Raw genomic sequence first — 13,722 nt, 5'->3', positions numbered from 1 at the left:
GTTATACCTCCGTAACAGTCCAGTAGCGCCTTGCTGCACATAGTTCACGCTCGTATATGGTTCCCTCTAAAGGAATAATTTCGATTGTCTTTCCAGTCTTAGGGGAATGAAGTAATTTTCCATCCCCGTAATAAATACCCACGTGATGGATTTTTCCCTTGCCTTCTTCATAAGCAAAAAACAACAAATCACCTGGTTCCATTTCAGTTATTTCAACTTTTTTCCCTGCGGCGGCTTGGTCATGAGCATCACGAGGAATGATATACCCATTTGCCTTACACATTGAGTAGCTAAACCCTGAACAGTCGTAGCCAAAGCTACTCATTCCGCCCCACAAATAAGGTAAATTTAGAAACTGGACACCAGTGGATACGATGTCTAAGCCATTCCCCTTAGCAGGAGACTCAGCAACCACAACATCTTTGGAATGAAGGAAACCCGTACCATCAGGTGTTTGAACAAAAACCTTTCCTTCTTGCTCATTTATAAAAGGCAGGGCAGTTAAATAGGAAAGTACTATCGTCGTACCATGATTCTCTTTATATAAATCTGCCTTTTTGCTCTTCACAACCACTACAGGAACTTCCGCACTAGTCCGCTCTTCCTTTGCCTCCACTAACTGAGCTTTAGGAACCCAGCCAGGGTAGCCCTGAGCATCTTTTGACGTTGGCTGACTAGAAATGGCAACCTTTGCCCAATCGCCCTTTTCCTCCACAACGATAACCTCTTCACCATATAATAGCTGCGTTTGCACAAGGTTGTTATTACATAGTGCCAAACTTGTTTCATATTTTAATCCTTCTAACCATGAATCAATCGAGTCAGAACTGGTTATGGCCTTGTTGTCGATTTCTCGCGGTGAATCAAATGACGTCCAAACCGTTGCTACTGGAACATTGACAATCCATTTAGCCAACTAAAACTCCTCCTTCAACATCCACTGATTTAATACCAAGGCCTGGAGCTTCTGGCATGGTGATAAATCTACTATTATAATTTACACCGCCATCCACGATTTCCTTCGCTAACATCAGCGGTGCGTCAAAGTCAAACCGATTAATATTTTGCTTACTTGCCGCAAAGTGTGCAGCGGCTGTAATACCAAGATGGGTTTCAATCATACTGCCAACCATGCATTTAACACCGCAGGTTTCAGCAAGCTGATTGATGATCTGAGCTTGATAGATTCCGCCCGCCTTCATCAATTTAATATTAATTAAATCAGCACTTCTGGTTTTTAGTACTTGAAAGGCTTGCTTCGGTGTAAACACACTTTCGTCTGCCATAATGAGTGTATCGACGGCATCTGTCACCTGTTTAAGTCCTTCAATATCGTCCGCTTTAACAGGCTGCTCGACAAGTTCAATCCGTAAATCATCATCTTCCATTTTGCGGATGGCACGGATGGCATCCTTCGTTGTCCAGCCTTGATTCGCATCAAGGCGGATGATAATGTCGTTTCCTACTCGTCTTCTAATCTCGTGAATACGTTTGATATCCGTCGCAATTTCATCCTTGCCTACCTTTACCTTAAGCACATTAAATCCTCTTTTGATATAAGAAACTGCATCCTCGCCCATCTCTTCCGGTCCATTAACGCTGACGGTAAAATCCGTTTCCAGCTGCTTTTTGTGACCTCCAAGAAATTGATAAAGGGGCAGCCCGCAAAATTGGGATAAGCAATCATAAATAGCCATATCGACAGCTGCCTTTGGACTTGAGTTTCCTACCAAAGTGTTTTTTAGCCCTTGAAAAATCACTTCATAATTTAAAAGATTCTTCTTTTCTAGAAATGGTTTAATCACATGATGGATGGCCGATTCAATACCTGCCAGACTATCGCCTGTAATCACAACGGTCGGGGGTGCTTCTCCCCAGCCGACGATTCCATTATCGCAGGTTATTTTTACAAAAATAGATTCAGCAGTCGTTACGGTTCGTAAGGCTGTTTTAAATGGCTTAATAAGTGGAACTGCTACTCGGAATGTTTCAATTTGCTCAATGATCATCAGTTATCATCCTTTACGAAATGCCGGTTTCGACAAGTAATCTTTTTTCAAATGTATTTAAGGTAGCCTTTACACCAAATGGAACGGAAATATGAGGGTTACAATGGCCAAATTGGAATCCCTTTAATGAAGGTTTATTAGCAAGCTTAATATAATGATTGATGACTTCGTCGAGCGTTAAGGAAAGATTCCTTGCTGGCGTGCAATCGCAAAAGTCACCCACCACAATACCACTGACTTCCTCAAGTTTACCTGCCATGTATAGCTGATTCAGCATGCGGTCAACCGAACGTGGTTCTTCGTTCACATCCTCAATGAGCAAAAGCTTACCCTTTGTATCAATTTCGTACGCTGTTCCAAGTGTACTAACCAATAGGGACAAGTTTCCTCCTACAAGTTCACCGTCTGCCACTCCCTCAACCAAGACTTCCAATGGTGATAGTTGTTCGGTGTACTCGAGGTCAGCAGGTTCAAACAATTCCTTAAAGCCTTCCTTAGATAATGGATGTGTATCCTCTTTCCCGATATCGGACCCCAGCATCGGCCCGTGAAAGGTGACAATTCCAGCTTGCTGGCGTATAGCCGTATGTAAAAAAGTAATGTCACTATATCCCCAAAAGATTTTCGGATTATTTTTTATCAATTCATAATCAATCTGGGCGGCTATTCTTCCCGTGCCATAACCACCACAGGCACAAATCACTGCCTTTATAGTCGGGTCTGTAAACATTTCGTGCAAATCTTCTAGTCTTTCCTGATCAAAGCCTGCTAAATACCCATTTATTTGGGAAACATGTCTACCAACCTTCACCTTTAGTCCTAAACTCTCCAAAAAGGCAATTCCACGTTCAAGATTTTCTAGATTTGGCGGACTGGCAGGAGCAATGACACCAACGGTATCTCCCCGATAAAGCCTGCTAGGTTTTACTTGGGACATCTTAGAAACCCCCATTTCTCTAATTTACGAGTCTATCTTTCTAGGTAAAAAAGGGATGTTCAAACGAACACCCCTTCATTTAAACTCATGTTATTTCTTATCTGCCCATTTTAATTCCAGATAGCCTACAGGATGGCGAACGATCCCTGTTACATCTTTATTTTGCAAATATACTTGGTTATAGAAATGGATTGGAATAATAGGGGCTGCATCCATTAAAATCTTTTCAGCCTTATACATCATGTCAAAGCGTTTCTTTTCTTCTTTTTCATTCTTTGCATCTTTAATTAATTGATCAAATTCAGGATTGCTCCAGCCTGTACGGTTCATGGAAGACCCGGTAATAAAGTTTTCCAAGAAGTTGATTGGGTCCGCATAGTCAGCAAGGAAAGAGCTGCGTGATAACTGGAACTTTAATGCTTTTTGTTCCGTTGCAAAAACACTGCTTTCCATATTGGCAAGCTTAACATCAACACCTAAATTCTCTTTAAACATTTGCTGCAGAGCTTCTGCGATTTTCTTGTGTGCATCGCTTGTGCTATAAGTAAGGGTCACTTCTGGAAGGGTTGTGTACTTCTCCTCTTCCATTCCCTTTTTCAATAGTTCTTTTGCTTTCTCTACATCTGTTTTAATGAGGTCGCCATTTGTTTTACGGAAGTCTTTACCGTCTGCATCCTTAAATCCGTAAGAGACAAAACCGTAAGCCGGCTTTTCTTGGTTCTTTGTAACAAGCTCCACCATTTGCTTTTGGTTTACAGCAAGTGCGAACGCTTTACGAATATTTTCATTCTGGAATGGTTCTTTATTGACATTAAAACGATAGAAGTACTCACCTGCTTGGTCTTCTACCTTTACGTCACCTTCTTTAAACAATTGGTCAGCAAGTTCTGCAGGAACGTCAGACGTATCTAACTCACCTGTTTTGTACATTTGATATTCAGTATTTGGATCATCTACCATTGCCCAATGAACTTTATCTAATTTTACATTTTTTGCATCCCAATAGTTTTCATCTTTCGTAAACGTAAAATCACTGTCATGGTTCCATTCAGTCAATTTGAAAGGACCATTTCCTACGAATGTGCTTGCTTCAGCAAACCATTTCGGGTTAGCAGTTGCCACCTTTTCATTAATAGGGAAAAAAGCTGGGTTAGCAATAACGCTTAAGAAATAAGCCTGTGGGCTAGTCAATGTTACTTCAAATGTTTTATCATCGACAGCTTTTATTTTTACATCTTCCGCTTTACCTGTTCCTGTGTTATAAGCTTCTCCGCCTTCAATAAAGTAGCCTAAAAACGCTGCAGAAGAACCTGTATTTGGATCTAATAGACGTTTCCATGCAAAGACGAAGTCTCCTGCTGTTACATCGTCACCATTCGACCATTTGGCATTATCACGGATATGGAAGGTATAGGTTTTACCATCTGCTGATACGTCCCACTTTTCAGCTGTTGCTGCCTTCGGTTCATGTTTTTGATCCAAGCGAGTAAGACCTTCCATAATATTGTTCAATGAATTCCAAGAAACCGCATCAAAGCCGATGGCCGGATCAAAGGATGTTGGTTCTTGACTATTGTTTAGGTTAAGGACTTTTTCTACTTTTTCTTTCGATTTTCCATTACCGTCGTCCTTTTTCGGTTCACTTCCAGCATCTTTATTGGCCGTACATGCAGCTAAAGCTAAAACCAACATACACGCTGCCAACATGGTCACAAACTTCTTCATGGTTTTCCCCCTCATAATCTCATGTATTTTAAACAAATGTTGAAACCAATTTTTGAGCCCGTTCATCCTGCAGCCAGCAATCTACTTGATGATCACTGCTAAGATGGGTTTTAAACGGGTACGCTTTATCACAAACTTCCATTGCATATGGACAACGTGCTGCAAAGGCACATCCGATTGGAGGTGAAAATAAATCTGGCGGCGTCCCAGGTATGGGAACCAGGTTCCCCCTCTCTCTGTCCAAGCGCGGCACAGACTGCAGTAATCCTTTTGTATAAGGATGCTGTGGCTGATAAAAGATTTCTCTCCTTGTCCCTATTTCAACAATTTTTCCAGCGTACATGACAGCAACCCGGTCAGCAACCTGAGCCACTACCCCTAAATCATGGGTAATGAGGATAATGGATACGCCCGTTTTCTTTTGGATTTCTCTAAATAATTCCAATATCTGTGCTTGAATGGTCACATCAAGAGCAGTTGTCGGTTCATCTGCAATTAACACATCCGGCCGGCATACGAGCGCCATCGCGATGACAATCCGCTGCCGCATCCCCCCGCTGAATTGATGGGGATATTGCTTTAATCGTTGCTCTGGACTTGGTATACCTACTAGTGTAAGCATTTCAACAGCCACTCTTTTGGCCTGCTCTCTTGATAGCTTTTCGTGTTCGATGATTCCTTCCATGATTTGCTCACCAATCGTAAGAGTCGGGTTTAATGCAGTCATTGGATCTTGGAAAATCATCGAAATATGCGTACCACGGATTTTTCGCATTTCTGATTCTTTTAATGTAATGAGATTCTTGTCTTTAAATAGGACTTCTCCTCCAGTAATCTTTCCTGGAGGGCTAGGAATAAGTCTCATAATACTTTGAGAAGTTACACTTTTCCCACATCCCGATTCACCGACAATGGCTAGGGTTTCACCTTGATGTAAGTCAAAGCTTACACCACGAACAGCATTTACTTCCCCGCCATAAGTTGAAAAGGATACTTGTAAATCCTTTACCTGAAGAACTTTCTCCATGATGTTACCTCCTCAGTTTTGGATCAAGGGCATCTTGTAATCCATCACCTAATACATTAAACGCAAACATGGTCAATGAAATGAACAAGGTTGGGAAAAACAATCGCCACCAGTATCCTGAGAGAATCGTAGATAAACCATCATTCGCCATTACTCCCCAACTTGCATGCGGTGCTTGAATACCAAGACCAATGAAGCTTAGGAAAGCCTCTGCAAAAATGGCAGATGGAATGGTCAGTGTCATTTGCACAATGATAGGACCCATTGTATTAGGAAGCAGATTCTTACGAATGATTCGAGCCGTTGATGTCCCAAATGTTTTAGAAGCTAGTACAAATTCATAGTTTTTAATTTGCAAAACTTGACCTCTGACAATTCTAGCCATCCCTACCCATCCAGTTATGGAAAGAGCTAAAATTATCGTAGTTAACCCTGGACCGATTACGACCATCACTAAAATAACCACAAGTAAATATGGGAGACCATATAAAATTTCAACAAACCGCATCATGACGTTATCGACTTTTCCGCCTTTGTAACCAGAAATCCCACCATATACAACACCAATAAGGAAATCGATAAGAGCCGCAACCAAACCGACAAATAAAGAGATTCTGGCACCATAGCAAGTTCGGGTAAATACATCTCGTCCTAAATCGTCCGTTCCAAACCAATAGGTACTAGATGGAGGCAGATTCTGCATAGTTAATTTTTGCGACTCCACAGAGTGTGGGGAAATAATTGGACCAAAAATTGCTAAGAACGTGATAAAAATTAAAAATATCAGCCCGGTCATCGCTAATTTATTTTTTAACAATCTTAGCCAGGAATCCTTCCAGTATGACAAGCTGGGTCTAAGGACTGCTTCTGCATCAGATTGATTTCGGACCTTAGGGACAAACCATTCATCTGGAACATCAGGCGAAATATGTCGTTCTTCTTGTTTACGCAGTTCCATTATTTCGCCTCCTTCTTATGGAGCTTTATTCTAGGGTCCAATGCCCCGTATGCTAAATCAACTAAGAACAGCATGAGAATTAAAATAGCACCGTAAAAAACAGTGGTTCCCATGATAACGGGATAATCACGGTTATTTATACTATCAACAAAGTATTTTCCCATCCCTGGGATCGCAAATATTTTTTCAATAACAAACGTTCCTGTTAAGATACTGGCTGCTAACGATCCTAATACCGTCACAACTGGCAAGAGCGCATTTCGTAAGGCATGCTTGAACACAATCTTAACGGGTGATAATCCCTTTGCTTTTGCCGTTCTTATGTAATCCTGTGTTAATACCTCGAGCATACTGGTTCGGGTGAGACGGGCAATAATCGCCATGGGACCTGATGCCAGCGCCAAAATTGGCAAGACCATATGTTTCGGACTAGACCAAGTAGCGACAGGAAACAAAGGAAAATTCACGGCTAGTTGTTCAATCAAAAATGTAGCCATGACAAAGTTTGGTATAGAGATTCCTAAGACAGCGATACTCATTGCAATATAGTCGATGATTCCGTTATGACGAAGGGCCGCAAGTACGCCGAGTAAAATTCCGGAAAAAATAGCTAACAGAAGTGTATAAAACCCTAGTTCAAATGATACGGGAAATCCCCTTCCAAGCATGTCATTAACGGTCTGGGAAGATTTTTTGATTGATGGACCCAAATCAAATTTCACAAGAGCAGATAAGTAATTTCCGTATTGAACAATAAGCGGCTCATCTAAATGATAATAGGATTCGAGATTCTTTTGGACAGCCTCATTCGTTGTTCTTTCTTCGTTAAATGGTGACCCTGGTACCGAATGCATTAAGAAAAATGTTCCGGTAATGATAAGCCACAACGTGATAATCATGGATGCAAATCGTTTAATAAAATAGGTATTCATGCTTGTCCACTTCCTAACAGAATGTTGTTCTCATCGCCAACTCCGTCATTACTAGCATGGCTTGGTATGCTTCCAAAATGTCTTTTGCTTGAAAACGAACAATGGTGGTTCCTGGGACTATTTCTGTACCTGGCATTAAATTGGCCCATTCCGCTTCCCCATAGTTAGTGAATTCAATCCCTAAAAGCGGTCTGTCTGGCGGTGTCAGCGGTTTCACATTATGTCTATTACTTAGTGCTACAGCTGTCTTTTCCCGAAGAAGCTGGCCCGCTTTTGCAGGTGTTAAAGATTTGACTGCAGATCTGGATATCGATTCTTTTACAATAGCGGTTGTCACATTCGGGATTAATTGTTCCGCCTCATATGCTGCTCGGTCATCACCGGCAACCATTAGTAATGGAACATCGTAATACCCTGCAACATAGGCGTTAAATCCTAATTCGCCCACCGCTACATCATTTATGTACATATTTCGAACACCAAAAATCATCGAATGGGACATGACTCCTTTTAATGCGGCACGAGCATGATAGCCGACAAATGCTGCACCAGTAAAGGTTTCATCTAAGCCTTGAACCATAGAAAATGGTTTGACATCCCCCGTAATCAGCTGTGTCTCAGGATGAAGCCTCTCTATTAATAAATTATTCATTTTTGAATGGCTGTCATTTACTACTACTTCCTTGCACCCTTCTTCAAACGCGGCGTGGATCACATGATTGGCTTCATCTGTCATAATAATTCGGCTGCGTTCATAATTATGCTTGTCAGAGTCGACTTGAGTATAGTCGACCATACCTGTAATTCCTTCCATGTCGACGGAAATATATAATTTCATTCCAAAACTCCTTTCTATTAAAATACAATTTTCTTATTATTATAAATTATTTTATTTAGTATGACAAATTATTCTGAAATCTCAATTCCATCCCAGAAAGGTCTTTAAAAATGGTAGACATAAGAATTATGGGTCTTGTAAAAAGCAGTTGAAGAAACCGTTATTTTATGATTGGATTAAGAACTAGGAGGGGGTCAACATGAAAGGTAAAATGAGACTCATTATAACGATGCTCATCTTTGGCAGCATCGGAGTATTTGTAAAAAAAATCGAGTTGTCTTCGAGTGAAATTGCGTTTTTAAGAGGGGTAATCGGGAGTCTATTTCTACTCGCAGCTTGTTTACTTGTTAAACATAAACCATCATTAAACGCGTTAAAACAAAATGCCCTCCTGCTCCTATTATCAGGAGGAGCGATTGGTCTTAATTGGATCTTTTTATTTGAATCCTATCGGTATACAACCATTTCTAACGCCACTATCAGTTATTACTTTGCTCCCATATTTGTGATGATTTTAGCACCCTGGGTTTTAAAGGAAAAACTAACTAGTGTAAAAATCGGCTGTATAATTACGGCAATGATTGGTCTCTTTTTAATCGTTAATCCTGGGGCTGGTGATGCAGGGGGTTCTCAGAATCATGCAATAGGAATTGTTTATGGTCTGCTAGCAGCGGCTTTATATGCCAGTGTGATTTTAATGAATAAATTCATCAAAAACTTATCTGGCTTTGAAACCACATTAGTTCAATTAATGGCGGCATCTATCGTCCTCCTTCCATATATACTATGGCAAGGTGACCTTCATTTTGCTGGCTTAAACACTACTTCTATTATTTTCATCCTTATACTAGGTATTGTGCATACAGGCTTGGCTTATTTTCTCTATTTTACTTCTATTCAAAATTTAAAAGGGCAAACGATAGCTGTGCTTAGCTATATTGATCCTATTTCTGCCGTCATCATCGCGGCCATTTTCTTAAGGGAAAGTATGACCTTCATTCAAATCATCGGTGGTGTACTTATCCTTGGTTCCACTTTTTTAAGTGAAAAACTAGAAATAAGGGCAGCTAAAAACAGACAAAATCCCACTACTTCTCCGTAAGTAAGAAAGCTGGTTTTTTCCTTTGTTAGGGGAAAACCAGCTTTTTTATGTGGAAAGGATATACAATATTTATAGATTTTTAACTCTTGATTAACATCAAAGACATACTTTATTAATAATTGGGGTATATAGTTTATATCAGCGGGGATAGCATGCGTGGCTATCATGGTATATGGCGAAGGTGGAGCCAATACACAGAATATAGATATCATGATATCAATATTAATATACATAAACTTGTTTAAACAGTTAATTCAGCTTTATATTTCTCCATTTTCTGTATAGTTCTACTTCATATTGAAACTATATGGAATGGAGGTGTAAATATTATGGGAAATGAGAACAAAGATTCATCAACAATCAAATACAGCATTTGGAATACCCGAACAAAGGAAAACCTTGATATTACCAAGGAGAAAATTACTGAGGCATTGGAAAACACTACTCCAGAAGCCGACAGAGGGCTTAAGCCACAATAATTTCCGAGCAAATGGGTATTTACAATCCAAACAAAACCCACCAACCATTTTGGCGGGTTTTGTTTGGATTGTAGATGTATATGTAAATAAGTTTAAAAAAATGGATGGCTTTCACCATCCTGATTATTGTTCCGATTCAACAGGGAGCCAAGTTTGCGACCATTTTTCAATTTCTTTTATAATTGGCTCTAAGGCTTGACCCTTTTCAGTTAAGGAATATTCAATTCGTACGGGCGTTTCCGGAAATACCTCACGTTTAACAATTTCCTGATTTTCTAACTCTTTTAATCGCTCGGAAAGAACCCTTCCACTTATACCCATTGAAGATTCTAATGAGCAGAATCGTTTTGGCCCTGTTAACAGTTGATAAATGACAAGACCTGTCCAGCGTTGGCTCATCATCCCCATCGCTTTTTCGAATCGAGGACAAATAAAAGACTGATTCATTATTCTTCACCCCCTCTTAGTATATTACAGTTAATAATATAATTACCATAGATAATAAACTTATTTGACACAATTTAGTTTTAAAAATATAATAACTTACATAAAGTAACTAAGCAAATAAAAATTTTACTCTATTCAGGGGGAGTTTTTCAATATTCGATTTTCGAGACCAATAAAGGTGGTAATAAAACATGAATCTAGAAGCAGATGTTTGTATTGTTGGCGCAGGTCCTGGCGGCGCCCTATTAGGATATTTGCTGGCAAAAAAGGGGATTTCAACGATTGTTCTCGAACGTCATGTCAGAATCGACAAAGAATTCCGTGGTGAACATCTCAATCAGGACGGAGAACGTGTCCTAAAAAAATATAATCTTTTCGATAAAGTGGAACAGGCTGGTCTTCTTTTAATGAAACGAGTAGAATATTACCAACATGGCAAAGTAATTAAAACAATCACACCAGCTGCTGGAGAACATCATGTTGGAATCCATGTGCCGCAAAAGAATTTGTTAAGCGTGCTGCTTTCCGAAGCTGAACCATATGAGAATTTTAAGCTAATGATGGGAACTAGAGTCACTGAGTTACTCTTTGATCAAGATGGAGTCGTTACGGGGCTTAAAGCCAAAAACGCAAATCACGATGTGTCCATTAAAAGTACAATTGTCGTTGGGGCGGATGGCCGCTTTTCATCAGTAAGAAAGTTAGCTGCATTTCCCTATTCTACCATTAAACATGGATATGATCTGCTTTGGGCAAAAATACCAAGTCCTGCAGACTGGGAGCCGACGATTAAAAATGCCTTGGTCGACGGTCAGCAGTTAGCTTTGTTTACACAAGCAGGCGGATTTATTCAAATCGGCTGGAATATTGAAAAAGGGTCGTATCCAACATTGAAACAGCAATCATTTGCACCATTTATTGAGAAAGCAATCGCAGCCTTTCCTGAGTTATCCGAACTGATACGCACACATATTCAATCTTGGGACGATTTCATTTTATTAAACGTCCAAAGCAGTCATTGTACAACCTGGGAAAAGGACGGTGTGGTGATTATGGGTGACGCTGCCCATACGATGAGTCCAACTGGTGCGTTTGGCATTAATTGCGCATTAATGGATGCAGATGTTTTGGCAGATGTTATTAGTGACGCACTTGACGCTCACGATGTGAGTGAAGTCCGATTGAAGAAATTCGAACTAGATCGCCGCGATGACATAGAAAGCTTGCAGAAGCAGCAATTGCAGAAGGAAAAAAACTATCAAAATAATTTCGTTGTATCAGTCTTGTCTTAAGATTGCAGGGGACAACAAAATTTATAAATATAGAATTGGGGGAAATCATGGTGGAACAAGCAAAATTACAATCTAATGTTCTCTCCGTGTTAGAGAATAAAATACAAGTTATTAAAAAAGGTGAAGAAGCCATTTATCTGGTAGGCCCAATCAAGCTGCCAGTCAACTTATATGGAGAAACCGTCGAATTTAAATGGTATTGCTGGCTGAAGAGTGATCGTGTAACAGACGATTATCAGCAAGTGGTTGCACAGTTATCATCGTCAAATCTGGCTGATTTTCAACAATCTAGTGTACTGGTTTACGGTGATTTTGAATACGGCGATGATGCCTTAATCAGAATGCATTCAATCTGCCATACAGGTGACATCTTTGGCAGCAAACGTTGTGATTGCGGCTTTCAACTTAAACAATCAATGAAAATGATTGTCGAGCATGGTACCGGAGCCTTATTCTATTTAGCCAACCATGAAGGCAGAGGGATTGGTTTATTTAGCAAGGCTATGGCCTATATTCTTCAAGAAAATGGCTACGATACGGTTGAGGCCAATGAAGGATTGGGATTTGCTGATGATACCAGAAATTACGATGACGCCATTGAGGTTCTTAAAGCGTTACGTTCTAAACCTGTTACACTCATTACAAACAATCCGAAAAAACTTAGAGCCTTAAAGGCAGCTGGAGCCCCAGTTTCGGGCAGGACGCCTTTATGGGGCGATGTCTCAGAGTACAATGAAAAATATCTGCAGACCAAAGTAAAAAAATCAGGGCATATGGCGCCAACGGAAGAGTAGGATACTAGTAAACATGGTGTCAGGCACCAATATGATTTAAAGCTGGAGGGTTGTCAGGATGATGAATGATGAATTTTATATGCGATTGGCCTTGCAGAATGCACAAGCGATGAAAGGTCAAACGGACCCGAATCCACTTGTCGGTGCTGTGATTGTCAATGACAATCGAATCGTCGGAGTCGGTGCCCATATGAAAGCAGGTGAACCGCATGCGGAAATCCATGCGCTCCGCATGGCTGGCGACCACGCTAAGGGCGGAACCATTTATGTAACGCTTGAGCCCTGCTCCCACCATGGCAGAACGGGCCCTTGCGCAGTCGCTCTTGTTGAGGCTGGTATTAAAAAAGTAATCATAGCGGCACTGGATCCGAATCCGATTGTGGCAGGAAACGGTGTGAAAATTCTTGAAGATGCTGGCATTGAGGTCATCACAGGGGTTTGTGAACAAGAATCCCGCCAGATGAATGAGGTATTTAATAAATTCATCATCGAGAAAAAACCGTTTGTTTCCTTAAAAGCAGCTACAACTCTAGATGGAAAAACGGCTACACATACCCTTAGCAGCAAATGGATTACCTCTGCTGAAGCAAGACAGGATGTCCATCAGCTTCGCAGTGAAAATATGGCGATCCTTGTTGGGGTCAATACGGTAATCGAAGACAATCCTGAGTTGACAGCGAGGATTCCAAATGGACGGAACCCTATTCGAGTGATTTTGGACTCCTCGCTTAGAATTCCGCTGGATGCTAAGGTAGTTACGGATCAGCAGGCGGAAACCTGGGTGTTTACCAGTGAACATTACGACAAAGCTAAACGGCAAATGTTAGAGGAATCCGGGATATCAGTTTTTGTAACAAGTGGCTCCACTCAGGTCGACCCAGCTGATGTGATGAAGACGTTAGGCGAAAAGCTTGTTTCCTCCGTATTAATTGAAGCTGGCGGGACCTTGAATGCTTCGCTTTTTGAAAAACAACTAATTGATAAAGTTATCCTATATATGGCTCCCAAGCTAGTGGGCGGACAGTCCGCCCCTACCTTCTTAGAGGGTACTGGAATTGCCGAGATGGGCAATGCGGTTGAGTTAGCAAATCTACGTGTTGAGCCGATTGGAAAAGACTTTAAGTTTACAGGATATCCAATTTACTAAATGGAGGGCACTAAGGTGCTTTCCATTTTTTACAG

14 protein-coding genes are annotated in these 13,722 nt (G+C 40.7%); 5 read left to right on the top strand and 9 right to left on the bottom strand.

Going from position 1 to position 13,722, the window contains the following annotated elements; translation table 11 throughout:
* Position 1: 1 nt before the first annotated feature.
* From AC4E8C_RS03965 to AC4E8C_RS03930, 8 genes are all read right to left on the bottom strand, one after another.
* The gene (locus tag AC4E8C_RS03965; RefSeq protein ID WP_490210435.1) at positions 2-916 is read right to left on the bottom strand and encodes a C40 family peptidase; all 915 of its coding nucleotides are present in this window, start codon (positions 914-916) and stop codon (positions 2-4) included.
* Positions 909-2,009, bottom strand: a complete 1,101-nt coding sequence (locus AC4E8C_RS03960; protein ID WP_490210434.1) for a mandelate racemase/muconate lactonizing enzyme family protein — start codon at positions 2,007-2,009, stop codon at positions 909-911. The genes AC4E8C_RS03965 and AC4E8C_RS03960 overlap by 8 nt, the downstream gene beginning before the upstream one ends.
* Positions 2,010-2,022: 13 nt before the next feature.
* Positions 2,023-2,946, bottom strand: a complete 924-nt coding sequence (locus AC4E8C_RS03955; RefSeq protein ID WP_490210432.1) for a S66 peptidase family protein — start codon at positions 2,944-2,946, stop codon at positions 2,023-2,025.
* A 90-nt stretch (positions 2,947-3,036) separates the two neighbouring features.
* Positions 3,037-4,671, bottom strand: a complete 1,635-nt coding sequence (locus AC4E8C_RS03950; RefSeq protein ID WP_490210431.1) for a peptide ABC transporter substrate-binding protein — start codon at positions 4,669-4,671, stop codon at positions 3,037-3,039.
* 28 nt (positions 4,672-4,699) lie between these two features.
* Entirely contained in the window at positions 4,700-5,698 is a 999-nt protein-coding gene (locus tag AC4E8C_RS03945; protein ID WP_490210429.1) for an ABC transporter ATP-binding protein, read from the bottom strand.
* 4 nt (positions 5,699-5,702) lie between these two features.
* Positions 5,703-6,656, bottom strand: a complete 954-nt coding sequence (locus AC4E8C_RS03940; protein ID WP_490210428.1) for an ABC transporter permease — start codon at positions 6,654-6,656, stop codon at positions 5,703-5,705.
* Positions 6,656-7,588: an ABC transporter permease gene (locus tag AC4E8C_RS03935; RefSeq protein WP_490210427.1), complete on the bottom strand. Its 933-nt coding sequence runs from the start codon at positions 7,586-7,588 to the stop codon at positions 6,656-6,658. The genes AC4E8C_RS03940 and AC4E8C_RS03935 overlap by 1 nt, the downstream gene beginning before the upstream one ends.
* Positions 7,589-7,601: 13 nt before the next feature.
* Complete coding sequence (locus AC4E8C_RS03930) at positions 7,602-8,426, bottom strand: M55 family metallopeptidase (protein ID WP_490210425.1); 825 nt, start codon at positions 8,424-8,426, stop codon at positions 7,602-7,604.
* A gap of 199 nt (positions 8,427-8,625) precedes the next feature.
* Between AC4E8C_RS03930 and AC4E8C_RS03925 the strand changes: the two genes are divergently transcribed.
* Both AC4E8C_RS03925 and AC4E8C_RS03920 read left to right on the top strand, forming a co-directional pair.
* Positions 8,626-9,528, top strand: coding sequence for a DMT family transporter (locus AC4E8C_RS03925; protein ID WP_490210423.1), 903 nt, complete (start codon positions 8,626-8,628; stop codon positions 9,526-9,528).
* Between the two features lie 329 nt (positions 9,529-9,857).
* On the top strand, positions 9,858-10,007 hold the full coding sequence (locus AC4E8C_RS03920) for a hypothetical protein (RefSeq protein WP_490210421.1): 150 nt from the start codon (positions 9,858-9,860) through the stop codon (positions 10,005-10,007).
* Between the two features lie 123 nt (positions 10,008-10,130).
* Here the strand turns inward: AC4E8C_RS03920 and AC4E8C_RS03915 are convergent, their stop codons facing one another.
* Entirely contained in the window at positions 10,131-10,454 is a 324-nt protein-coding gene (locus AC4E8C_RS03915; protein ID WP_490210419.1) for a winged helix-turn-helix transcriptional regulator, read from the bottom strand.
* A 191-nt stretch (positions 10,455-10,645) separates the two neighbouring features.
* On the opposite strand from AC4E8C_RS03915, the gene AC4E8C_RS03910 reads away from it, so the two are divergent.
* The 3 genes from AC4E8C_RS03910 to ribD are packed head-to-tail and all read left to right on the top strand — an operon-like array spanning position 10,646 to position 13,687.
* Entirely contained in the window at positions 10,646-11,746 is a 1,101-nt protein-coding gene (locus AC4E8C_RS03910; protein ID WP_490210417.1) for an FAD-dependent monooxygenase, read from the top strand.
* A 50-nt stretch (positions 11,747-11,796) separates the two neighbouring features.
* Entirely contained in the window at positions 11,797-12,540 is a 744-nt protein-coding gene (locus tag AC4E8C_RS03905) for a GTP cyclohydrolase II (RefSeq protein ID WP_490212463.1), read from the top strand.
* A gap of 58 nt (positions 12,541-12,598) precedes the next feature.
* Entirely contained in the window at positions 12,599-13,687 is a 1,089-nt protein-coding gene (gene ribD, locus AC4E8C_RS03900) for a bifunctional diaminohydroxyphosphoribosylaminopyrimidine deaminase/5-amino-6-(5-phosphoribosylamino)uracil reductase RibD (protein WP_490210415.1), read from the top strand.
* Positions 13,688-13,722: the final 35 nt, after the last annotated feature.

The sequence above is a fragment of the Neobacillus sp. SRL179 genome (assembly GCF_984799095.1).
This window is presented reverse-complemented; position numbering and strand designations above follow the sequence as displayed.

Excerpts from the sequence above, each read along its gene's own strand:
- AC4E8C_RS03960 (WP_490210434.1), bottom strand. The coding sequence starts at position 2,009 with ATGATCATTGAGCAAATTGAAACATTCCGAGTAGCAGTTCCACTTATT.
- AC4E8C_RS03955 (WP_490210432.1), bottom strand. The coding sequence starts at position 2,946 with ATGTCCCAAGTAAAACCTAGCAGGCTTTATCGGGGAGATACCGTTGGT.
- AC4E8C_RS03950 (WP_490210431.1), bottom strand. The coding sequence starts at position 4,671 with ATGAAGAAGTTTGTGACCATGTTGGCAGCGTGTATGTTGGTTTTAGCT.
- AC4E8C_RS03945 (WP_490210429.1), bottom strand. The coding sequence starts at position 5,698 with ATGGAGAAAGTTCTTCAGGTAAAGGATTTACAAGTATCCTTTTCAACT.
- AC4E8C_RS03940 (WP_490210428.1), bottom strand. The coding sequence starts at position 6,656 with ATGGAACTGCGTAAACAAGAAGAACGACATATTTCGCCTGATGTTCCA.
- AC4E8C_RS03935 (WP_490210427.1), bottom strand. The coding sequence starts at position 7,588 with ATGAATACCTATTTTATTAAACGATTTGCATCCATGATTATCACGTTG.
- AC4E8C_RS03930 (WP_490210425.1), bottom strand. The coding sequence starts at position 8,426 with ATGAAATTATATATTTCCGTCGACATGGAAGGAATTACAGGTATGGTC.
- AC4E8C_RS03925 (WP_490210423.1), top strand. The coding sequence starts at position 8,626 with ATGAAAGGTAAAATGAGACTCATTATAACGATGCTCATCTTTGGCAGC.
- AC4E8C_RS03920 (WP_490210421.1), top strand. The coding sequence starts at position 9,858 with ATGGGAAATGAGAACAAAGATTCATCAACAATCAAATACAGCATTTGG.
- AC4E8C_RS03915 (WP_490210419.1), bottom strand. The coding sequence starts at position 10,454 with ATGAATCAGTCTTTTATTTGTCCTCGATTCGAAAAAGCGATGGGGATG.
- AC4E8C_RS03910 (WP_490210417.1), top strand. The coding sequence starts at position 10,646 with ATGAATCTAGAAGCAGATGTTTGTATTGTTGGCGCAGGTCCTGGCGGC.
- ribD (WP_490210415.1), top strand. The coding sequence starts at position 12,599 with ATGATGAATGATGAATTTTATATGCGATTGGCCTTGCAGAATGCACAA.